19 protein-coding genes and 1 pseudogene are annotated in these 21,172 nt (G+C 73.7%); 13 read left to right on the top strand and 7 right to left on the bottom strand.

The window, feature by feature from the left end:
• Nucleotide 1: 1 nt before the first annotated feature.
• The 3 genes from AB0H12_RS01220 to AB0H12_RS01210 form a co-directional block, all read right to left on the bottom strand.
• Nucleotides 2-1,405: a nitrilase-related carbon-nitrogen hydrolase gene (locus AB0H12_RS01220; protein WP_499619921.1), complete on the bottom strand. Its 1,404-nt coding sequence runs from the start codon at nt 1,403-1,405 to the stop codon at nt 2-4.
• Nucleotides 1,389-1,964 carry a TetR/AcrR family transcriptional regulator gene (locus tag AB0H12_RS01215; RefSeq protein WP_499619920.1) on the bottom strand — a complete coding sequence of 192 codons (576 nt, stop codon included), beginning with the start codon at nt 1,962-1,964 and terminating at the stop codon, nt 1,389-1,391. The genes AB0H12_RS01220 and AB0H12_RS01215 overlap by 17 nt, the downstream gene beginning before the upstream one ends.
• A gap of 101 nt (nt 1,965-2,065) precedes the next feature.
• Complete coding sequence (locus tag AB0H12_RS01210) at nt 2,066-3,382, bottom strand: right-handed parallel beta-helix repeat-containing protein (protein ID WP_499619919.1); 1,317 nt, start codon at nt 3,380-3,382, stop codon at nt 2,066-2,068.
• A gap of 64 nt (nt 3,383-3,446) precedes the next feature.
• Here AB0H12_RS01210 and AB0H12_RS01205 point away from each other — a divergent pair.
• Nucleotides 3,447-3,935, top strand: a pseudogene (locus AB0H12_RS01205) (Dyp-type peroxidase domain-containing protein); the annotation flags it as partial.
• Between the two features lie 232 nt (nt 3,936-4,167).
• Nucleotides 4,168-4,590: a Dyp-type peroxidase gene (locus AB0H12_RS01200; RefSeq protein ID WP_499619917.1), complete on the top strand. Its 423-nt coding sequence runs from the start codon at nt 4,168-4,170 to the stop codon at nt 4,588-4,590.
• 3 nt (nt 4,591-4,593) lie between these two features.
• On the opposite strand, the gene AB0H12_RS01195 is transcribed toward AB0H12_RS01200, so the two are convergent.
• Genes AB0H12_RS01195 through AB0H12_RS01185 form a run of 3 tightly spaced genes read right to left on the bottom strand, consistent with a single transcriptional unit; the run spans nt 4,594 to nt 8,334 of the window.
• Nucleotides 4,594-5,157, bottom strand: a complete 564-nt coding sequence (locus tag AB0H12_RS01195; RefSeq protein ID WP_499619915.1) for a dihydrofolate reductase family protein — start codon at nt 5,155-5,157, stop codon at nt 4,594-4,596.
• 7 nt (nt 5,158-5,164) lie between these two features.
• Entirely contained in the window at nt 5,165-6,394 is a 1,230-nt protein-coding gene (manD, locus tag AB0H12_RS01190; protein WP_499619914.1) for a D-mannonate dehydratase ManD, read from the bottom strand.
• Entirely contained in the window at nt 6,391-8,334 is a 1,944-nt protein-coding gene (locus tag AB0H12_RS01185; RefSeq protein ID WP_499619913.1) for a cellulase family glycosylhydrolase, read from the bottom strand. Before AB0H12_RS01185 ends, manD begins: the two co-directional genes overlap by 4 nt.
• Nucleotides 8,335-8,403: 69 nt before the next feature.
• Between AB0H12_RS01185 and AB0H12_RS01180 the strand changes: the two genes are divergently transcribed.
• The 3 genes from AB0H12_RS01180 (at nt 8,404) to AB0H12_RS01170 (ending at nt 11,322) form a co-directional block, all read left to right on the top strand.
• Nucleotides 8,404-9,438, top strand: a complete 1,035-nt coding sequence (locus AB0H12_RS01180; protein ID WP_499619912.1) for a LacI family DNA-binding transcriptional regulator — start codon at nt 8,404-8,406, stop codon at nt 9,436-9,438.
• 10 nt (nt 9,439-9,448) lie between these two features.
• Entirely contained in the window at nt 9,449-10,321 is an 873-nt protein-coding gene (locus tag AB0H12_RS01175; protein WP_499619910.1) for an NAD-dependent protein deacetylase, read from the top strand.
• Nucleotides 10,322-10,416: 95 nt separating this feature from the next.
• Nucleotides 10,417-11,322 carry a phenylalanine 4-monooxygenase gene (locus AB0H12_RS01170; RefSeq protein ID WP_499619909.1) on the top strand — a complete coding sequence of 302 codons (906 nt, stop codon included), beginning with the start codon at nt 10,417-10,419 and terminating at the stop codon, nt 11,320-11,322.
• A 19-nt stretch (nt 11,323-11,341) separates the two neighbouring features.
• On the opposite strand, the gene AB0H12_RS01165 is transcribed toward AB0H12_RS01170, so the two are convergent.
• Nucleotides 11,342-11,965 (bottom strand): SAM-dependent methyltransferase, encoded by a 624-nt coding sequence (locus tag AB0H12_RS01165; RefSeq protein WP_499619907.1) that lies wholly within the window; start codon nt 11,963-11,965, stop codon nt 11,342-11,344.
• Nucleotides 11,966-12,372: 407 nt separating this feature from the next.
• Here AB0H12_RS01165 and AB0H12_RS01160 point away from each other — a divergent pair, with 407 nt between their 5' ends.
• Genes AB0H12_RS01160 through AB0H12_RS01125 form a run of 8 tightly spaced genes read left to right on the top strand, consistent with a single transcriptional unit; the run spans nt 12,373 to nt 21,130 of the window.
• Entirely contained in the window at nt 12,373-13,197 is an 825-nt protein-coding gene (locus tag AB0H12_RS01160; protein WP_499619906.1) for a hypothetical protein, read from the top strand.
• A complete protein-coding gene (locus AB0H12_RS01155) occupies nt 13,194-14,147 on the top strand; it encodes a polysaccharide deacetylase family protein (RefSeq protein WP_499619904.1) in 954 nt (317 codons plus the stop codon). Before AB0H12_RS01160 ends, AB0H12_RS01155 begins: the two co-directional genes overlap by 4 nt.
• Nucleotides 14,144-15,370, top strand: a complete 1,227-nt coding sequence (locus tag AB0H12_RS01150; protein WP_499619903.1) for an O-antigen ligase family protein — start codon at nt 14,144-14,146, stop codon at nt 15,368-15,370. Before AB0H12_RS01155 ends, AB0H12_RS01150 begins: the two co-directional genes overlap by 4 nt.
• A gap of 1 nt (nt 15,371) precedes the next feature.
• Nucleotides 15,372-16,415 carry a glycosyltransferase gene (locus AB0H12_RS01145; RefSeq protein WP_499619902.1) on the top strand — a complete coding sequence of 348 codons (1,044 nt, stop codon included), beginning with the start codon at nt 15,372-15,374 and terminating at the stop codon, nt 16,413-16,415.
• Nucleotides 16,412-17,335 carry a hypothetical protein gene (locus AB0H12_RS01140; protein ID WP_499619901.1) on the top strand — a complete coding sequence of 308 codons (924 nt, stop codon included), beginning with the start codon at nt 16,412-16,414 and terminating at the stop codon, nt 17,333-17,335. The genes AB0H12_RS01145 and AB0H12_RS01140 overlap by 4 nt, the downstream gene beginning before the upstream one ends.
• Entirely contained in the window at nt 17,329-18,603 is a 1,275-nt protein-coding gene (locus AB0H12_RS01135) for a glycosyltransferase 87 family protein (RefSeq protein ID WP_499619899.1), read from the top strand. The genes AB0H12_RS01140 and AB0H12_RS01135 overlap by 7 nt, the downstream gene beginning before the upstream one ends.
• On the top strand, nt 18,600-20,045 hold the full coding sequence (locus AB0H12_RS01130; protein WP_499619897.1) for an oligosaccharide flippase family protein: 1,446 nt from the start codon (nt 18,600-18,602) through the stop codon (nt 20,043-20,045). The genes AB0H12_RS01135 and AB0H12_RS01130 overlap by 4 nt, the downstream gene beginning before the upstream one ends.
• Entirely contained in the window at nt 20,042-21,130 is a 1,089-nt protein-coding gene (locus AB0H12_RS01125; RefSeq protein WP_499619895.1) for a glycosyltransferase, read from the top strand. The genes AB0H12_RS01130 and AB0H12_RS01125 overlap by 4 nt, the downstream gene beginning before the upstream one ends.
• Nucleotides 21,131-21,172: the final 42 nt, after the last annotated feature.

Here is a 21,172-nt window from a genome sequence, read left to right as displayed (position 1 = left end):
GTCACGCGGCCCTGACCCGCGCGGCCCTGACCCGCGTGCCGATCAGACCGGTTGCCGCGAGTCCCACGCACAGCCACGCGAACCAGTCGCCCAGCCGCGCGTACGGCGTCGGCCCGTCACCAGTCGGCACGTCGGCGACCACCACGGTGAACGCGCCCGCGCCGCCGGTGTCCGCCTCGGCGACCACCCGACCTCGGGCGTCGGACGCCATCAACCGCGTCTTCCGCCCGCTCCACGCCACCCCGACCCCGTTCTCGACACCGCGCAGCAGCGCCGTCCGGCTGTGCTGCCACCCGTTGTCGCCCTCGTCGGACGCCGGGATCGCCAGCAGCCGTGCGCCGGCCGTCGCGTAGTCGGAACTCGGGTCGGGGTGGTTGACGTCGGCGCAGACCGCGACGCCGGTCGATCCGAGAAGCGTGAGGTCGCGCCCGGCCGGGCTGACCGTGTCGTGATGCTTGAGGTACTTCACGGGCTCGCCGCCGGACGCGGGGAACGTGACCGCGTAGTTGTACTTCTTGCCGTCCGTCCACTGGGCGAGGCCGACCACGATGTCGATGCCCTCCGTGCGGGCGAGCGCGGTCATCGTGTCCACCAGCACCGCGGGCCGGGCCTCGCGCGCGCCGAACGCGGCCTCCGGCAGCACCGCGACTCGCACGCCGTCCGGCAGCGCCTCGACCTGCCGCGCGTACGCGGCCACGAGCTCGGGTCCGGCCGGTGTGTCCAGGTCGGTGGCCCAGCCGTGGTCGTTGCTCGCCACCAGCGCCACGCGCCGCGCCGGTCCGTCGTCCTGGGCCAGCTGCACCGCGCCGCCGATCGACACCGCCGCGAGCACGACACCGCCGACCGCGGCGACCCGCACGTCGCGCCTGGTCACCGCCGCGGCGACGGCGGCCGGCGCGAAGAGGACCAGGTACTCGACGCCCCACGCGCCGGTGATCGCGGCGGTCTGCAGGATCAGCGGCACGTCCGCCTGCGTCGTCGCGAGCGTGCCCATGATCCCCGTGGGGTTGGCCGACGCCACCAGGTACAGGACCGCGACCCAGGCGGCGGGCGCCGCGGTCACCGCGAGCAGCGCGCGTCCCCGGTTCAGCAGCGCGCGGAACAGGGTCACCGCCAGTGCGAAGGTCGCCGCCATCCCGACCGTGACGGCGACGCCCCACGGCACCAGCGGCAGGTCGTACGAGTGTGCCAGGAACGGCCAGCTGTTGGTCAGTCCCAGCAGGCACGACGCGAAGGCCAGGGCCGCGGCGACGCGGCCGGAGGTGCGCGGCGCGGCGAGGAGCACGGGCAGCGGGGCGAGCCAGGCCAACGCGGCGACCGGCGCCAGGCCCGTGCCGAAGTAGAACAGGGCGGCCGAGGCCGACCCGGCCAGTCCCACCAGCGCGAGCTCAGACCTGGAGTCCATTGAGGACCCTTCCTGTCGTGCGCTTGCACAGCGCGCGGAAGTCGCTCTCGGGCATGTTCATCCGGCCGCCCAGGTACAGCTGGACCAGGCCCATGACCGGTGTGGTGAGGGCCAAGGTGACTTCCAACGGGTCGTCGTCGCGCAGCACGCCTTCCGCCATGGCCTGCTCGACGGCCGCGAACGCCGGGGCGAACGCGGGCGAGCCGCCGGTGCGGAAGTCGTCCGGGAACCGCAGCGCGTCGGGCCGGTGCTCGGTGACCAGGTAGCGGTAGAGGTTCGGCCGGCCGAGCGCGAAGTCCAGGAACGCGTCGGCCAGTGCGTCGATCCGCCGGGCCAGTCCCAGCTCACGGCCGAGTCCGCCCCAGTCGGCGGTCATCTCCGCCACCGCCGCGTCCGCCACCGAGCGCAGCAGCGCTTCACGGTTCGGGAAGTGGCGGTAGGTGGCCATGGCGGTCACCCCGGCATCCGCCGCCACCCGTCGCATGGTCACCGCTTGCGAGCCTTCGGCCAGCAGGATCGCCAACGCCGCCGCAGAGATCCGCTCGGTCGTCCCCGTCATGTCTACACCGTACACGTCACCTGTCTACGCTGTACACGTCCAGGTGGGGCAAGGCGGAGGCCAGTGCGTCCGGGGCACGTCCACCTGCCCGACGTCACCGCTCAGGACGTTCGCACCAACGCGCCCTCGGCGAGCAGGGACGTCGGGGGCAACGGGATGGTCGCGGTGTCCGGCAGCACCGGAACGGCCGGCACGGCGGTGGGACCCGCGGTGGTGGCGTTCGGGAACTGGGGCTGCGGAACGGGTGCGGCCACGTCGGTGAACGGGATGCCGCGAGGAGGCCTCGGGTTCGCCCAGGTGCCGGACGGCGACTGGTCGGCCGCCGGGCAGGCCGCGGTCGTCGCCAGCCGGTCGGGCGCCGTCGTGACGAGGTCGTTGCCGCGCAGGCAGTTGCCACGACCCCGGGTGGCGGTGGGGAACGTCCAGCCGACGTCGACGCCGTTGGCCGCGAACGCGTTGGCCACGACCTGGTTGCCGTTCGGCGGGATGTCGGCGGTCGCGGTGATCACCAGCCCGGCGTTGACGTGGTCGGCGATCCGGTTGCGGACGACCTGGTTGTCGCTGCCGCCGTCGATGCCGACGCCGATGCCCCACCCGCCGTCGGCCTGCTCGGGGGTCGAGTCCTGCTGGTTGGCCGCGATCAGGTTGCCGGCGACGACGGCGTCCTGCTGGGGGAGCAGCTTCTCCTGGTGGTCGGAGCTGCTGGTGAGCCCGACCCGGTTGCCGACGAGGCGGTTGCCCACCACGTACATCTCGCCGCCGGCGTTGGTGCCCTCGTAGCCGACCGCGTTGAGCTCGGCGATGTTGTCCCGCACGACGATGCGGCACGGCTTGCACTGCCCGACGTAGATCCCGGAGTCGGCCGAACCGGAGGTGTACGAGTGCTCGATGACGCCGTCCTGGGCGGAGAACGCGTAGATGCCGTAGAGCCCGTTGCGCGTGGCGGTCACGTGGGAGACCAGGAACGACTTCAGGAAGGTGACGGGCTCGTCGCCGGTGTCGTAGCCGCCGTCGCCCGGGGTGCCGCCGGCCGCCGCCGAACCGGTGACCAGGATCCCGTTGTGCGTGTTGTTCTTCACGGTCAGGTTCTGCACGGCCACACCGGGCGCGGTGACGACGATCCCGTTCGGCTGCCGCAGCTGCCCGTCGATGACGACCCCGTCCCGGGACTCGCCGCGAAGGGTGATCCGGTCCGTCCCGACCTTGACCGACTCGTGGTAGACGCCCGGCGCGACCAGCACGAGGTCACCGGGCTCGGCGAGGGACACCGCGGCGGAGATCGTCGGCGCGTCGGCCGGCACCCGGATCGTCACCTGCGCGCCGGGCGGTCGCCCGCCCTCGCCCGCACCGCCGTCGTCGGCTCCGCAACCGGCCAGGACGAGCGCCGCGGCGATCACGGCAGGGCCGAAACGAAGCATGGGCCCAGTCTGGCACGACGTGCGGATTCGCCTGCGGTAGGGCGAATCTGGCACTCTCCCCACCGTGCGCCGAGCCGAAGAACACCCGTCACGCCGCACGTTCCTCGGCGCCGGCGCCACCGCGCTGGCCGCCGGTCTCACCGCCGGGTGCGAACCGCGCACCGCACCGGTTGAGCGGCACGACGTCCCGGCGGTGTCGCCGACGGGTCCTCATCAGGCGGGCGTCGTGCTCCCGGCGGAGGCCCAGCCCAACCTGCTGGTCGTGGTGGCCGACGTCGTCGACGGCGTGGCGGTCGGTCCGCTGCTGGCCGAGCTCGGCGAGGCCGTCCGCACGCTCGCCGAGGGGACCGACGCACGGCTGCTCGGCCTGTCGCCGGGCGATCTCACCGTGACGATCGGGGTCGGCCCCCGACTGGTGCGCCTCGCCGACCCGACCTTGCCCGGCAGCACGGACCTCCCGCGGTTCTCCCGGGAACGGATGACCGGAGAGACCCGGGGCGGCGACCTGCTGGTGCAGGTCTGCGCCGGTGACCCCGTCGTCGTGCCGGTCGCCGCCGCAGCGCTGCTGGGCCAGGCCGGTGACCGGGTGCGCGAACGCTGGCGGCAGTCCGGGCGCCGCGGTGCGACCGTCGCGGTGGAGCAGGGCATCACCGCGGCGCGCAACGCCTTCGGGTTCGTCGACGGCATCGTGGGCCCGCACACGACCGCTGAACAGCAGCGGGACCTGTGGCTGGCCGGGCCGGCCGGCCCCGGTCGCGGGCGGCACCATCGCCGTGCTCCGCCGCATGGAGCTCGACCTGCCGAGGTTCGCCGCGCTGCCCGTTCCCGACCAGGAGGCGGTCTTCGGTCGACGTCGGGACACCGGCGCGCCCCTCTCGGGCGGCGCCATCGCCTCCGACCCGGACCTCGGCGCCAAGACGCCGGACGGGCGCTACCTCATCCCGGCCGACGCCCACGTCCGGCGGGCGCACCCGAACGCGGTCGGCGTCGGCCACATGCTGCGCCGCTCGTACACCATCGACGAACCCGGGCCCGGCCTGCTGTTCATCAGCTTCCAGAACGACCTGCGGACGTTCACCAACACCCTCACCCGGATGGACGCCGTCGACGCCCTGCTGCCGTTCACCACCGCCACCGCCGGCGCGACGTTCCTGATCCTGCCCGGGTTCGACCGGCGACACCCGTTGGGCGCCACGCTCTTCCGGTGAGCGTCAGGTCCGGACGCGGTAGCGCAGCTGCACCACCCCGTTGCCGAACGCCCGGGTCTCGACCAGGTCCAGGTCGGCCTTGTCGTCCTCCGGCCCGAACATCGGCCGCCCGCGTCCCAACAGCACGGGGTGGACGTACACCCGGTACTCGTCGATCAGGCCGAGGCGGCGGAACGACGACGCCAGGTCCGGGCCGCCCACCACCAGGTCCCCGGCCGCCGACGCCTTCAGGGCCAGCACTTCCTCCGCCACCACGTCACGCACGATCGTCGCGTTCGGCCCCGCCGCCTGCAACGTCCGCGAGTACACGACCTTGGGCATGCCGCGCCAGATCCGGGCGAACTCCACCTCCGGCGCGGAGGCGTTCGGGTCCTGGTCTGCCGTCGGCCAGTGCCCCTCCATCAGCTCGTACGTCCGCCGACCCTCCAGGAACGCGCCCATCGGCGCGAACTCGGTGTTGAAGTGCTCGTGCAGCTCTTCGTTCACCGAGGCCCAGTCGATCGAACCGTCGAGCCCTTCGAAGAAGCCGTCCACGGACACGGACAGGGAGTACACGATCTTCCGCATGGGTCGCTCACCAGTCGTGAAGGGTGCCGTCGGCCAGCCGGTTCACCGGCAGGTACGCGGCACGGTAGGGGAATCGGCCGGCCGCGTCCACATCGAGCTCCACACCCAACCCCGGCTCGTCGGACGGGTGCAGCAGGCCGTCCGCGAACGTGTAGGACGTCCGGAACACCTCCAGCGTCTGCGCCGAGTGCCGCATGTACTCCTGGATGCCGAAGTTGTGCACGGCCAGGTCCAGGTGCAGCGCGGCGGCCATGCCGACCGGCGAGATGTCCGTCGGCCCGTGCATCCCCGACTTGACGCCGTACACCGCGGCGAAGTCCAGCACCTTCTTCAACGCCGTCACCCCGCCCGTGTGGGTGACCGCCGAACGGACGTAGTCGATCAGTCGTTCGCTCAGCAACGTCGTGTAGTCGTGGATCGAGTTGAACACCTCGCCGATCGCCAACGGCGTGGTGGTGTGCTGCCGGATCAGCCGCAACGCCGCCTGGTCCTCGCCGGGCGTCGCGTCCTCCAACCAGAACAGGTCGTACGGCTCCAGCGCCTTCCCCAGCCGGGCCGCCTCGATCGGGGTCATCCGGTGGTGGCCGTCGTGCAGCAACGGCAGCGCCGGGCCGAACTCCGACCGCACCGCCTCGAACACCGAGGGCACGTGCCGCAGGTAGGCCCGCGTGTCCCAGCTCTCCTCCACCGGCAACGCGGTCGGCCGCGCCGGCTCGTAGTCGTACCGGTCACCGCCGCCGGCCGCCGACGCCGCCACCCCGTACACCGTCTCCAGCCCGGGGATGCCGGTCTGCACCCGGATCGCCCGGAACCCCAGCTCCAGGTGCAGCCGGATCGAGTCGAACAGCTCCGGCAGGTCACGTCCCGACGCGTGCCCGTACGCCAGCGCGCCCACCCGGCACGCCCCGCCGAGCAACTGGTACAGCGGCATCCCCGCCGCACGCGCCTTGATGTCCCACAACGCCGTGTCGACGGCGGCGATCGCGGCCATCGTCACGGGACCTCGTCGCCAGTACGCGCCCCGGTACAGGTACTGCCAGGTGTCCTCGACGGCCGACGCGTCCCGCCCCAGCAGCAGCGGCACGACGTGCTCCCGGAGGTACGCCTCCACCGCCAGCTCACGCCCGTTCAGCGTGGCGTCACCCAGACCGGTGATCCCGTCCTCGGTGGTGATCCGCAGCGTGACGAAGTTCCGCCCCGGACAGGTCACCACGACCTCCACCGCCGCGACCTTCACGACTCCACCTCCCGCACTTCGGCCACCACGACGCCGTACGCGTCCAACTCCACGGAGCCCAACGGCGCGCCGTCCAACGTCACCAACCGCCCGTCGAGAACCGGGTTCACCACCACAGGTGACGCGTGCTGGCTGACGAACCACGCGAACACCCGCCCGTCGGAGGAGTGCTCCATCAACCCCGTCATCACCAGCGGGTCGTCCACCCGGACCGCCGGCGACACGCCCGCGACCGCGGCCAGCGCCGCGTACAGCCGCCACGTCGGCTCCGGGTTCACCCGGGGCGTCATCGCGGCCATGTGCTCCAACGGGTACGTGCACAGCACCATCCACCCGTCGCCGACCCGGTGCCGCAGCAAGGCGGGCCGCCCGTGCCCGTCGACCGCGACCACCTCCGCCCCGTCCGGCGCCACCGGCAGGAACGCGCGCGACTCCGCCGTGCCGCCGACCCGGAACACCAGCTCCTCGCCCGCGCCGATGCCGCCGAAGTCCCGCTGGAACACCATCCGCAGCGAGTCGTCCTCGATCGGGTCGACCAACCCGTACCGCAGCTGCTTCACCACGCCGAACGTCTCGTCCAGCTTCGGCCACCACGGTCCGCGCTGCGTCCGGTGCTCGCCGACGAAGTACGACGCGTACACCACCGCGCCCGCCGCGGCGCGCTCCACCAACGTCCGCCACGTCGGCGCGGTGAGCTGCTTGACCGACGGCACCAGGTACAACGCGCAATCGTCCGGCACGCCGTCCAGCTCGCGCGCCACACCCACGGGCAGGTCCGCCTCCCGTGCCGCGATGTAGGCCTGCCGCGAGTTGTTCGCCACGCTCGTCGCGTCCTCGGGCTGCGTGAACGGGTACCGCGCCTCCAGGAACGACGACACCAGCAGCGCGATCGAGGTGTCCGGCCGCCGCAGCCGCGCGAAATCCGTGCGCCGCAACACTTCCGTGAACGCCTGGACCTCCAGCAGCTGCGCCTTCGGCCGTCCCGCGGAGTCCGTCAGCCCGAAGTGCATCTCGAACGGGTGGTGCCGGTAGGGCTCCTGGTCGGCCAGGTCGTCGTAGTCGGTGTTGTTCCACGGGATCCAGCCGGTCGCGCCCGCCAGCAACGTCGTGTGCAGGACCTGCCGGTAGTAGTGGGCGGCGTTCTCCTCCGACGCGTAGTCCGACGTCACGCCGAACTCCTCCATGATCACCGGCTTGCCGCCGATGTCGAGCAGCTCGCACACGAACGCCGCCCCGAGGTGCAGCCGCAGCTGGTCGTCGTCCATCCGGTACACGTGCGGCCCGTGGAAGTCGATCAACGGCGCCAGGTCGCGCACCCGGAAGCCGTTGTCCAGCCCCGTGACCTCGACGCCCCACGCGCCGTCGCCGACCGAAACCGGCTGCGTCGCGCCCGCCGCGCGGATCTCCCCGACCAGCGCCGCCGCCCACGCCGTCACCGCGTCCGCGTCCAGCGTGCCGATGCCCCGCGACCGCCAGTCGGCGTAGATCGGGATCTCGTTGCTCAGCAGCCACCCCGCCACCGCCGGGTGGTCCTTCCAGCGGGCGGTCAGCTCGCGGACGTACCAGCGCTGCCGGTCCAGGAACGACTCGTCGGCGAAGACGTCCCGCCCGTTCCGCCACGCCGGGTCCCAGTTCTGGCCCGACATGTGCCCGACGACGAACGTCGGGATCGTCCGCATGCCCAGCGCGAGGTGCCGGTCGAGGAAGTCGTCGTACCTGGCCTGCGGTTCGGCGTCCAGCGCGTCCTCGGTCGGCATGAAGTCCGGCCAGTAGAAGAAGCTGCGGGTCAGGCCGATCCCGTGGTCGCGCATCACCCGCAGCTCCTCGTCCACGACCGACGGGTCGTAGTCGCGCCACATCAACGGGCCGCCGGTCCGCGACCAGTAGTTGACCCCCACCCAGACGTCGGGGCCGGCGAGCTTGGCGGAGTTGCGCTGCATGGCCACAGGTATATCGTTTAACCTGGGATCTGTCGAGGCACAGCGCTCAACAGGTGTAACGTTCACCGTGTGGCAAGCCGCAAGCCGACGATCGCCGACGTCGCCGCCCTCGCCGGGGTGTCGGTGGCTGCCGTGTCGAAGGTCGTCAACGGCAAGGCGGGCATCTCCGCGCCCACCCGCGACCGCGTCCTGACCGCCGCGAGCAAGCTCCGGTGGACGCCGTCCGCCGCCGCCGTCGCCCTGCGCTCGGCGAAGACGCGCGCCATCGGCATGGTCGCCAAGCGCTCGCCGGACCTGCTCAGCGCCGACCCGCACTTCACCCTGCTGATCTCCGGCATCGAGAGCGAGCTGTCCCCGCTCGGGTACGGCCTGCTGCTGCACATCGTCGGCGAGGAGCCGAGCGCGGAGGAGGCCGCCTACCGCAGGCTGGCCGACGAACGCCGGGTCGACGGCGTCGTGCTCACCGAGAGCCGCATCGGCGACACCCGGTTCGAGCTGCTGCGGACCCTGGACGTGGACACCGTGCTGATCGGCACGCCGTGGCGCGACGACCCGGTGCCCTCGGTGCAGGCGACCGAGCCCGACACCGGCCTGCGCGCGGCCGTCGAGCACCTCGTCGAGCACGGGCACCGGCGCGTCGCCTACGTGTCCGGCCCCGAGGACCGCGTGCACACGCTGCACCGGCGACGCGTGGTCGAGGACGCGCTGGCCGCGCACGGCCTCACCCCCAGCCACTCGGTCGTGTCCGACTTCACCGCCGCCGGCGCGACCGACGCGATCGGGCGGCTGCTGGCGGAGCACCGCCGACCGACCGCCGTGCTGTTCGCCAACGACTCCATGGCCGTCGCCGGCATGAGCGCGGCCCGCCGCCTCGGCGTCGACGTGCCCGCGGACCTGTCCGTCGTCGGCCACGACGACCTGCCGCTGGGCGAACTGGTCTACCCCCGGCTCACCACCGTGCGCCAGGACCTGCTCGGTCTAGGCCGAGCCGCGGCCCGCCTGCTGCTCGCGTCGCTCGACGAGACCGACCACGCCCCGGTCACCGTGCACCCACCCGAACTGGTGGTCCGCGAGTCCACCGGCCCCGCGCCCGCACGCCCGTAAAGTGGACCGCATGCGCACACGGCCGACGTTGAGCTGGACGCCGACCGGCGCGCCGTTGCCGCGCACCACCAGCCTGGACGAGGTCGTGCGGGTCGTCGCGGACGGTCGGGTGGTGGTGCTCAGCGGCGCCGGGCTGTCGACCGAGTCGGGCATCCCGGACTACCGGGGCGCGGCGGGCAGCCTGCGCAAGCACACCCCGATGACCTACGACGAGTTCGTCGGCAGCGCCGAGGGCAGGCGCCGGTACTGGGCGCGCAGCCACCTCGGCTGGCGGACCATCGCCCGCGCCGCGCCCAACACCGGCCACCGCGCCGTGGCCGAGCTGCACGCCCGCGGCCACCTGTCCGGCGTGATCACGCAGAACGTCGACGGCCTGCACCAGGCCGCGGGCACGCCCGACGTGGTCGAGCTGCACGGCGGCCTGGACCGCGTGGTCTGCCTGGACTGCCGCGCGGTGAGCCCGCGCGAGGACCTCGACCGCCGGTTCCGCGCCGCCAACCCGGCGTTCGAGGCCACCTCCACCCGGATCAACCCGGACGGCGACGTGGACCTGGCCGAGCACGAGGTCCGGTCGTTCCGGTTGGTCGGGTGCGCCGACTGCGAGAGCGGCGTGCTGAAACCGGACGTGGTGTTCTTCGGCGAGAACGTGCCGCGCCCGCGCGTCGAGCAGTGCTACCGCCTGGTGGAGGAGGCCGACGCGCTTCTCGTGCTCGGCTCGTCGCTGACCGTCATGTCCGGCCTGCGGTTCGTCCGGCACGCCGCTGCCGCCGGCAAGTCGGTCCTCATCATCAACAAGGGCGTGACCAGGGGTGACGTCCACGCGACCGTGCGCGTCGACCTGCCCCTGGGGCAGGCCCTGACCGAGTTGCTCGCCCGGTTGTAGCGCTCCGTTCCGAGGGTCGGTCCCGGTGTCACCTGACAGGGTGAGCGCTGTCCGTCAGCCGCGTGACGGCGGAACGGCCGGGTACGTCCAGGGACATGACGAGCGAAACCGTCGACGTGCGCGCACGGACGCCGGTGGCGCCGGACGGGAGGCTCGGCGCCGCCCCGTTGCACCCCGGTCTGAGCGATCCCGCGTACGTCCGCCGCCGTGACGCGATCGCGGCCCTGGCCGAGGGCCACGAGGTGGGCGCGCCCTCACCTCCGATCGCCTACACCGAGCGGGAGCACGAGACCTGGCGGCAGGTCCACGCCGCGCTGACGGCGGCCCAGCGGGACACGGTGTGCCGGGCGGTGTTGAGCGCCCGTGACGCCGCGCCCATCCCCGCCGACCACGTGCCGCAGCACGCCGAGGTGGGCGACCGCCTCCACGAGCTGACCGGGTTCCGGTTCACCCTCGCCGGCGGGCTCGTGCCGGACGAGCGGTTCCTGGGTTCCATGGCGCGCGGGTACTTCCACGCCGTGCAGTACGTGCGGCACCCGGCGATGCCCCTGTACACGCCCGAGCCCGACGTCGTGCACGACGTGTTCGGCCACGGCACGCACCTGTCCTCGCCGTGGTTCGCCGACCTCTACCGGCTGGTCGGCGCGGCGGCGTCCCGCGTTTCCGGCGAGGACGCCTTGGACCTGATCAGCCGCGTGTACTGGTTCACCTTGGAGTACGGCGTCGCGTTCGAGCAGGGCCGGGTCAAGGCGTACGGGGCGGCGCTGCTGTCCTCCTACGGCGAACTCGGACAGCTGCACCGCGCCGACATCAGGCCGTGGGCCGTCGAACAGGTCGTGACCACGGCTTACGTCGCGGCCGGGTACCAGCCGGTGCTGTACGCGGCGCGCTCGCCGGCCCACGCCGCCGACGTCCTGCACGACTTCCTGGACGAGTTCGACGAGGACACCCGCGACCGCTTGGGCCTGCCCGCGCCGGACGAGCGCGGCGCCGTCACCTGACGTCGCCGCTCGCCCGTCCTCAGCCGCGCTTCAAGCGCAGCACGACGTCCGTCCGCGTGCCGTGCTCCTGCTCCGGGCTGATCACCTCCCGCTCGACCGACTCGTCCACCTCCACGACCCACTCCGGGCCGAGGTCCAGCGACGCCAGCACGTCGGCGTTCGTGGGGAACCGGTAGTCCACCGGCGGGTTGTGCGCCAGCCACGTAGGCCAGCCGGCGTGCCCCACGACCAGCAGCCGCCCGCCGGGCGCCACCGCCTCGGCCGCCCGCGCCAGGATGCCCTCCCGCTCGCCGTCCACGGCCACCGACGAGTGCAGGAACTGCGCCGAGACCAGGTCGAACACCCCGGTCGGGAACGAGCGCGCCAGGTCGTGCCGCTGCCAGTCGATGCGCGCGGCCAGGCCCAGCTCGGTGGCGCGGGCCGCGCCCCTGGCCAGGGCGACGGTGGACACGTCGACCGCGGTCACCTGCCAGCCCTGCTCGGCCAGCCACAACGCGTCGCCCCCCTCGCCGCAGCCGAGGTCGAGCGCGGTGCCCGGGTCGAGGTGGGCGACCTCGCGGACCAGCAGCTCGTTGGCCTTGCCGGTCCACACCTGGTCGCGGTCGCGGTAGAACGTCTCCCAGTACTCCTCAGTTGCGTCCATGCCCCGATAGTGCGGACCACCCGGGCCGACCGGCAAACAAAGTTGCCGATCCGGCAACTCGTCGGCCGGTGCGACCGTCCGGGGCGCAGGTGCGCAGGCGTGGTGCCCGTCCACCGCTCGCACCGGCCGGTCCGCCCTGGAGTCGTCGACTCCTGCGCCTCGGCGTGGTCGCGGCCCACCCGGCACCGAGCCTGCGCGGCGTGCTCCGAGCGTTCGTGATCACGGCGGCCATCTCGGCCCCAAAGTCGTTGCGTAGTCGGCAAGTTAACTCGATCGTGTAGTCGCCTATCGCTCGAACGAGTCGAGGTTTTTCGGGTTCTACGCTGCCCTTCCGATATCGGGATCACACCGACCGCTTCCGCGCGCCGGCTGTCTCCACGGGCCGTTATCTCCATGGGAAGGGTCGCGTGACTGGATACCTCGAACTCGCCGCGTCCGCGGTGCTGTACGCGCTGGGCATCGTCGCCCAGTCGATCGCCTCCCGCCGCGCCGACGAAGGCGGCGGCGGGCTCGGGCTGCTCGCCCGGCTCGCCCGCGACCGGCTCTACCTGCTCGGCTTCGCGGGCCAGGTGGGCGGGTTCGCGCTGGCGTTCCTGGCCCGCGCCGAGCTTCCGCTGTACCTCGTCCAGGCCGGCTCGTCCTGCGCGGTGGGCCTGGCCACGCTGTTCGGCATCGCCGTGCTCGGCTGGCGGGTCCGCGTGATCGAGGTCGTGGTGCTCGTCGTGATGGCGACGGGGCTGGTGCTGCTCGTCGCGGCGGCCACGCCGTCGGCCGCGCACGACGTGCCCCAGGGCCCCGGCATCGTCCTGTTCGGACTTCCCCTGGTCGTGCTCGTGCTGGTGCAGCGCCGGATCGGCGGCGTGGTGCCGCTGGCCGCGTCCGCCGGCCTGGCGTTCGCGGTGGTCGCCATGACGAGCCGGACGCTGGCCGACGAACCGTTCCTCAGCCTCCCGCTGTACCCGCTGGCGTGGCTGATGATCGTCGCCGCGCTCGTCGGCCAGTCCTACCTGGCGCTGTCCCTGCGCCGCGGCTCGGCCACCTCGACCGTCGCCACGATGGACGCCACCACCGTCGTGCTCACCTCGATCATCGGCATCGCCGCCCTCGGCGACCGGATCACGCCCGGCCGCGAGTGGTGGGTGGCGCTCGGCGTCGCGCTCGTCGTGTCCGGCGTGCTCCTGCTCGGCTTCGCCGACCGGTTCGCCAAGGAGCCGGCGGAGGTGGCCGGGTGAACACCGCCAGCGTCTCCCTCGACCTCGACAACCTCTGGGCCTACCTCAAGACCCACGGCGACCCCGAGTGGGAACGCCGCCCCAGCTTCCTGCCCACCGCCGTGCCACGCCTGCTCGAAGTCTTCGGCGAGCACGGCCTCACCACGACCGTCTTCGTCGTCGGCGCGGACGCCGAACGCGACGACGGGGCGCAGGCCGTCGCCGACATCGCCGCCGCCGGGCACGAGATCGGCAACCACTCCTACGGCCACGAACCCTGGCTGCACCGCTACACCCGCGACCGGCTCGAAGCCGAGCTCGCCCGCACCGAGGCGGCCATCGTCGCCGCGGGCGCGCCGCGGCCGACCGGCTTCCGCGGCCCCGGCTACAGCGTCACCCGCGACCTGCTGGAACTGCTCGCCGAGCGCGGCTACCGCTACGACGCCAGCACCCTGCCCACCTGGATCGGCCCGCTCGCCCGCGCCTACCACAACCGCACCGCGCCGACCGGCGGCGAACGCGACCTGTTCGGCGGCTTCTCCCGCGTCCGCGCTCCCAACGCCGCCTACCGCTGGCGCGTCGGCGCGGGCCTGGTCGAGCTGCCGGTCACCACCATGCCGCTGCTGCGCGTCCCGATCCACGGCTCCTACCTGCTGCAACTGCACCAGGTCTCGCCACGCGTGGCGCGTGCGTACTTCACCGCAGCGCTGCGCTTGTGCCGGGCACGTGGCGTTCAGCCGTCGCTGCTGCTGCACCCCACCGACGTGCTCGGCGCGGCCGAGGCGCCCGGCATGGAGTTCTTCCCCGGCATGGCGGTGCCCGGCGCGCGGAAGGTCGAGTTCCTCGGCTGGGTGCTGGGCGCGCTGCGCGAGCACCACTTCGAGGTGATCGGCACCGGCGCGCACGTCGACCGGCTCGACGCCGGCCTGCGCGAGCACGACACCGGGCTGCTGGCGCGGTGCGGGGGATGACGCGGGGGATGACGTGGCGCGGTGCGGCGGATGACGTGGCGGGCGCGATGCGGTCGATGACGTGGCTGGTGCGGGCCCTGGCGTGCGCGACGGTGTTCGCCGCGCCCCTGGAGGGCTACCTCCTGCACGCCCACGACCAGCTGGCCAAGGCGCCGTCCGCCCTGCTGGTGCTCGTCTGGGCCGTCCTGCGGGTGCGGCAACGCCGCGCGCCCGAGCCGCACCCAGCGCACGTCGTCCTCGCGGCGCTCGCCGTCGTGCTGCTGGCGTCCTGGGCGGTGCACGCGGGCGGCCCGTTCGCGACCGGGTACGCCCTGCGCTGGCTGCCGTTCCTGCTGGTCACGGTGGTGCTGATCGACGTCGTCTCCCGGGAGGTGCCCCTCCGGGCGGTGCTCGCCGCGACCGTGGCGGGAGCTGTGGTCGCGGCCGTCGGCGCGCTGCTCGGCATGGTCGCCGAGGGGCAGACGCGGGCCGCCGGGCCGCTGGAGGACCCGAACGACCTGGCCTACTTCCTCGTCGCCGCCCTGCCGCTGCTGGTCGCGCTGCGCCGCTCGGTCCTGACCGCGGCGGCGGCCGTCGTGCTGGCGGCGGGCGCGGCTGCGACGTTCTCCCGGGGCGGCGCGCTCGCCCTCACCGCCGCCGTGGCGTGGCTGACGGCCCGCCGCGCGGTGCCGCTCAAGGCGTTGGCGGGCGGTGTGGCGGCGCTGGCCGTGCTCGGCGTGGCCGCCGTGCTGTTCGCCGGACCGGAGCTCGACCGGGCGGTGCGGGAGAAGACCCACGTCGCCGAGACCAACGTGGACACCCGGGAGCTGCGCTGGCAGGCCGCCGCGCGCATGGTCGCCGAGCACCCGACCCTCGGGGTGGGACCGGGCGGGTTCCGCGAGGGCTACCCCGCCGCCTCGAACAACGCCGAGATCGACGAGCAGACCCCGGTGGCGCACAACATGTACCTGGAGGTCGCCGCCGAACTCGGCGTGCCCGGCTTCGCGTTGTTCGCCGCGCTCCTCGTGCTCACGGCGGTCACCTGCGAACGCGTGCGCCGCACCACCGACGACCCGTTGCCGATCGTCGCCGTCCAGGCGTCCCTGATCGCGGTCGTGGTCGCCTCGACCTTCCTGTCCCAGCAGTACTACCTGCCGTTGTGGTCGCTGGTCGCGGTCGTGGCCGCGGCCGACCTTCGTCTGAGGAGAGCGAGCGACGTTGCGTGTGCTCCACGTGATCAGTGAGATGGGTACCGGCGGCGCCGAAGCGCTCGTCGCCGGGATGGCCAGGTCGGGCGGGCAGTTCGGCTGGCAGTCGGCCGTGGCCAGTGGCGGCGGGCACCGGGCCGAGGCGTTGCGCGCGTGCGGCGTGCCGACGTTCACCGTGCCCGTCGCCCGGCGCCGGGCGACCGGCGTGCTGCGCGCGACCACGGCCACCAAGGCCGCGATCCGCAGCTTCCGGCCGCAGGTCGTGCTGGCGCACAACGTGTCGGCCAGCCTCGTCGCGCGCCTCGCCGTGCTGCCGGGCAGGTTGCCGCTGCTGACCGTGTTCCACGGCGTCGCGGAGACCGACTACACCGGCGCGGCCCGCATCCTCAAGCGGACCTCGCGCACGGTCGTCGCGGTCGCCGACGCCACGGCCGACCGGCTGCGCGCGGCGGGCGTGCCCGACCCGGTGGTGATCCCGAACGCGGTGTTCCCGCAACCCGAACGGGTGGACCGGAACGCGGTCCGGGCGGTGCACGGCGTCGCACCGGACACTCCGGTCGCGCTGTGCCCGGCCCGGCTGGAACCCCAGAAGCGGCACGACGTGCTGCTGGAGGCGTGGGCGAAGCTGGACGGCGGCGCGGTGCTGTGGCTGGCGGGCGACGGCAGCCTCCGGGACGTGCTGCGCGTGCGTGCCGCGGAGTTGGGCGTCGCGGACCGGGTGCGGTTCCTGGGCAACCGCTGCGACGTGCCCGACCTGCTGGCCGCCGCCGACGTCACCGTGCTCACCAGCGACTGGGAGGGCATGCCGATCGCGGTGCTGGAGTCGCTGGCAGCCGGACGTCCGGTGGTGGCGACCGACGTGGACGGTGTGCGGCAGGCGTTGGCCGGCGGCGGGGGAGTGGTGGTGCCGCGCCGCGACCCCGGCGCGACGGCCGAGGCGTTGCGGTCACTGCTGTTCGACCCGCGGGCCCGGGCCGATCTGGCCGAGGCCGGCCGCGCGTCCGTGCGGCGCGAGCACGACCCGCGTCTGCTGATGCGGTCCTACGACGAACTGCTGCGCACCGCGATCGGAGCGTCATGAAGGGCCTGAGCGTGTTGTGGGACCTGCGCGTCCCGGAGGTGCCCGCGGTGCTGAAGCGTCCGCTCGCGGTCAGCCTCGGGATCGCGTTGCTGGTCGCGACCGCCGTGGTGGTCGCGGTGGAGGTGGCGGGCAAGGAGTACGAGAGCCGCGTCGGCGTGCTCGCGGTGCCGGCCGTCGGGGATCCCGACCAGCCGCCCGAGGCGAGCTTCGGCGAGGTGGTCGCGCTGTCGCTGCCCGCGCTGGTCGAGGTGTCGCGCAGCCCGTCCGTGCTGCGGGGCCCGGCCGGGGAGCTGGGCACCACGATCGACGACCTGGCCCGCCGGGTGTCGGTGGAGCTGGTGCCGGCCTCCGGTCTGGCCCGCTTGTCGGTGCGCGCCGACACCGCCGACCGGGCCGCGCAGGCCGCGACCCGGATCGCGCAGACCGTGGTGGAGGCCGACCTGTTCGCGCCCGCCGCCCGGCTGCGCCTGCTCGACCGGCCCGAGACCACGCAGGTCGCGCCCGACCGGCCGCTGGCCTACGGCCTGGCGCTGATCGCCGGCGTGCTGGCCGGTCTGGCGGCGCACGCCGTCGGCCACCTGCGCCGGACCCGGCCGCGTGACCGGGTGCGCGCCGCTCTCACCGCCGGTGGCGTGCGGCGGCCGGTGGCCGTGCTGCCGGACGACGACCCGGAACTGGCGCAGCGGTTGGCGTTGCTGTGCGAGGCGTCGGCACTGCCCGCGCGCGTCGTGGCGGTCGTTCCGGAGCTGGCCGACCGCGCCGAGGCCCTGGCCGGTGAGCTGCCGGAGAAGACCGGCGAGCCCGCCGACGGCGACGCGGTGATCGCGGTCGTGCCCCGCGGCGGGCCGCAGGACGAGCTGGCGACCGTGGTCGGCGCGCTGCCGGCCACGGCGACCCTGGTGGCGGTGGTGACGTGCTGAAGACCGTCGCGCTGAAGACCGCGCTGAAGGACAAGGTGTGGGTGCTCACCGCGCTGGCCGTGGTGGTCGGAGCCGTGGCGTCGTGGCGTGCGCTGCGGCCGTCGTGGCAGGTGCCGCTCCCGACCTGGGCCACCCGGCCCGAGGAGCGGATGCAGGACTTCCGGGACGCGCTGTACTTCCCGATCCGCGAGTTCCTGGCGGGCGGCAACCCGTACCACCCGGCCACGATGGTGGAGCACTGGCCCGTGCGGCAGAGCTTCAACCTCTACCAGCCCTACCACCTGCTGCTGCACGCGCCGTTCGCGCTGCCGGGGTACCGGGTCGGCGCGGTGGCGTTCGCGTTGGCGTCGCTGGTGCTGCTGATCGCGCTGGCGGTGCTGGCGGCCGGCCGGTTGCGCCCGCACGTGCCGTTGGCGCTGGGCACGGCGGTGATCGCGACGCTGCTCGTGCTCAGCCAGGTGGGCAAGGCGCAGCTGTACGTCGGCCAGGTGAACCCGCTGATCGCGCTCGGCGCGGCGGGCGCGTTGCTGGCCCGGCGGGACGCGCCGAGGTGGGCGGCCGTCGCGTTGGCGCTGGCGTGGCTCAAGCCGCAGTTCGGCCTGCCGCTGGCGGTGCTGCTGTTCGTGCGCGGGTCGCAGCGGGTGGCGGTGACCGGGACGGCGGTCGCGGCGGTGGCGAGCACGGTCGTGGTGGTGCCGTTGGTGGTGCGAGGAGGCGGCGTCGGGCCGTTCCTCGACGTGATCGCGGCGAACCTGGCGCACGCGGGTGAGACGGCGTACGGCGCGGTGGACTCGATGACGGCGCAGCGGGTCGACCTCGCGGCCGTGTTCTACCGGGTCACGGGCTGGCTGCCCGGCGGCGCGGAGCCGGTCGCGCTGGTGGGTGTGCTGGTGGTGAGCGCGCTGCTGGTGCGGCGACTGGACCGGATGGGACAGCCCGCCGCGGCGGACCTGCTCACGTGCCTCGCGGTGGTGGCGGCCGTGGTGCACCAGCCGGGTGACGTGCTGATCGCCGTGCCGTCGCTGGTGGCGGTGGGTGTCGTGTGGTGGGGGCGCCGGTGCGAGCGGGACTGGCGGCTGGGGCTGTCGGTGGTGCTGCTGCTGGTCCCGTTCGCGCACCTGCACTTCGTCAGCCTGGCGATCCGGGAGGTGACCGGGGCGCGGGTGGACGTGACGGTCGACGGGGTGGCCGTCGTGCTGGCGTGGGCGTTGGCGGCGGTGTTCGCGGCGACCCGCCGTTGTTCGGCTGTGGGCACGGTTCGGACGTGACGCCGGGGTCGGAGGCGAGGCCGGGTTCCGGTGCGGCGTCGGAGGTCGGGCGGCGGGCCGTGCGGGGGTCGCTGTGGCTGTTCCTGGTCAACCTGGTCAGCAAGGGCAGCCAGATGGCCGTCACGCTGGTGCTGGCCGCGTTCCTCACCGAGGAAGGGCTCGGGCTGGTGGCGCTGGCCGTCGCGCTGGTCAACATCGGCCAGGTCGTCCAGTCGATGGGCGTGTACGACGTGGTCAGCCGCACCGACCGGGACCCGCGCCGGGTGGCGGGCACCCTGCTCGTGCTCAGCGCGGGCACGGGGGTGGTGCTGGCGTTAGCGCTGGTGCTCGCGGCCGACGGGATCGCGCACGCGCTGGACGCGCCGTCGGCCGCGCCGCTGGTGCGGCTGGCGGCGGTGAGCCTGCCGTTCTCCGCGGTGGCCGGTGTGCAGATGGGGCTGCTGCACCGGGACCTGGACTTCCGCCGTCGGCTGCTGCCGGACGCGGGCGGCGCGGTGCTCGGCGCGGCGGTGACGGTCGTGCTGGCCGTGACCGGCGCCGGGCCGTACTCGCTGGTCGTCGGGTTGCTGTGCACGGCGGTGGCGCAGCCCGTGCTCGGCGTGGTGGTCGGCGTGCGGGTGCGGCCGGCGTGGGACGCGGGCGCGGCCGGTGAGGCGACGCGGTGGATCGCGGTGGTCGGGCCGGGCGCGTTGGTGGCCGTGCTGCTGATCAACGTGGACTACCTGGCCATCGCCCGGGTGCACGGGCCGGAGGCGGTGGGCGTGTACTCGTTGGCTTACCGGATCGCGTGGGTGCCGTACATCCTGGTGGCGGTCGTGCTGGGTGGTGTGGTGCTGCCGTTGTGCGCCAAGCTGATCCGCGACGGTGAGGGACTGTCCACCGTGGTCGGACGGTTCACGTCGGCCGTGCTGGCGGTGACCGGCGGCCTGTACGCGGTGACGGCGGCGTTGGCCGACCGGGTCGTGGTGTTCGGGGTGCGGTGGGCGGAGGCGGCCCTGCCGCTGGCCCTGTTGTGCCTGTACGGCTTGGGGATCAGCCTGCTGCACCTGTGGTACCAGGTGCTCAAGGCCGCCGGGCACGCGCGCCGATACCTGGCGCTGGAGGTGAGCCACCTCGTGCTGCTGGTCGGCGGGTTGGTGGTGTTCACCCAGCACGGGCTGGTGGCGGTCGCGCTGGTGCAGGTCGCGGCGGCGTGGCTGGTGGTGCCGTGCACGTGGTGGGCGTTGGCCCGGCGGGGGATCGGCCCGCCGTTGGCCTCGTTGGCGCGTGGCGCCGCCGGGGTGGTCGCGGCGGCCGGGTGTTGCGCGGCGGTGGCGTTCGGAGTCGGTGACGTGTTCGGGCCACCCGGTTCCGTGGTGGCCGCATTGGGCGAAGGGGTCGTGTTGGCGGTGGTGTGCGTCGTGGTCGTGCTGGCGGCGAACCCGGAGGTGGTGCGCCGGTGAGGGTCGTGCACGTGAGCCAACCCGTCACGGCGGGGGTGGCGGCGGTGGTGCTGGAACTCGCCCGTGCGCAACGGGACCTCGGGTGGTCGGTGACCGTCGTGTCCCCGCCGGGGCCGCTCGCCGAACGGGCGCGTGGACTGGGCGTGGAGGTGCGGGCGTGGCGGGCCCGTCGGCAGCCGGGGATCGGGACGGTGGGGGAGGCGGTGCGGCTCCGGCGCGTGTTGCGCGGCCTGGAGGCGGATGTCGTGCACCTGCACAGCTCCAAGGCCGGGTTGGTCGGGCGGCTGGTGGTGCGCGGGCGGCGGCCGACGTTGTTCCAGCCGCACATGTGGTCGTTCCAGAGCGCAGGCGGGGTGGTGGCGTGGGCGGCCCGGATCTGGGAACGGGTCGGTGCGCGGTGGACGCACCAGCTGGTGTGCGTGAGCGACGACGAGTTGGCCGCCGGGCGTGCGGTCGGCGTGCGGGGGCCGGCGGAGGTCGTGTGCAACGGCGTGGACGTCGAGCGGTTCCGGCCGGGCGACCGGGCGGCGGCGCGGCGGCGGTTGGGCTTGCCGGACGTGCCGACGGCGGTGTGCGTGGGGAGGTTGGTGCCGTACAAGGGGCAGGACCAGTTGCTCGCGGCGTGGCCGGTGGTGCGGGAGCAGGTGCCGGACGCGCTGTTGGTGCTGGTCGGGGACGGCCCGATGGCGGAGAGGTGGCGGGGGGCGTGCGACGACGGGTCCGTGTGGTGGTGGGGGCACGACGATTCGGTCGCGGACTTCTACGCCGCCGCGGACGTGGTCGTGCTGCCGTCGCGGGCCGAGGGGATGGCGTTGGTGCCGTTGGAGGCGATGGCGTGTGGGCGGTCCGTCGTGGCGTTCGACGTGAGCGGGGTGCGGCAGAGCGTGGGGGAGGCGGGGGCCGTGTTGTCGGCCGGTGACGTCGAGGGGTTGGCGGAGGCGGTGGCCGTGCGGTTGGCCGATCCGTCGGCGGCTGATCTGGAGGGTGCGCACGGGCGGCGGCGGGTGGAGCTGCTGTTCGACCGGAGGCAGGTGGCGGATCAGATCGCGACGTTGGTGGACAAGTTGTTGGTGGGGGCGCGGTGAGTCGAACCTCCAGACCGCGCGTGTCGAACCATCAGGCCCCGC

Source organism: Actinosynnema sp. NPDC023794 (genome assembly GCF_040639675.1).
GTDB classification, from domain to species: domain Bacteria; phylum Actinomycetota; class Actinomycetes; order Mycobacteriales; family Pseudonocardiaceae; genus Actinosynnema; species Actinosynnema luteola.
Note: the sequence above shows the minus strand (reverse complement) of the source record. Positions and strands in the feature narration are given on the sequence as shown.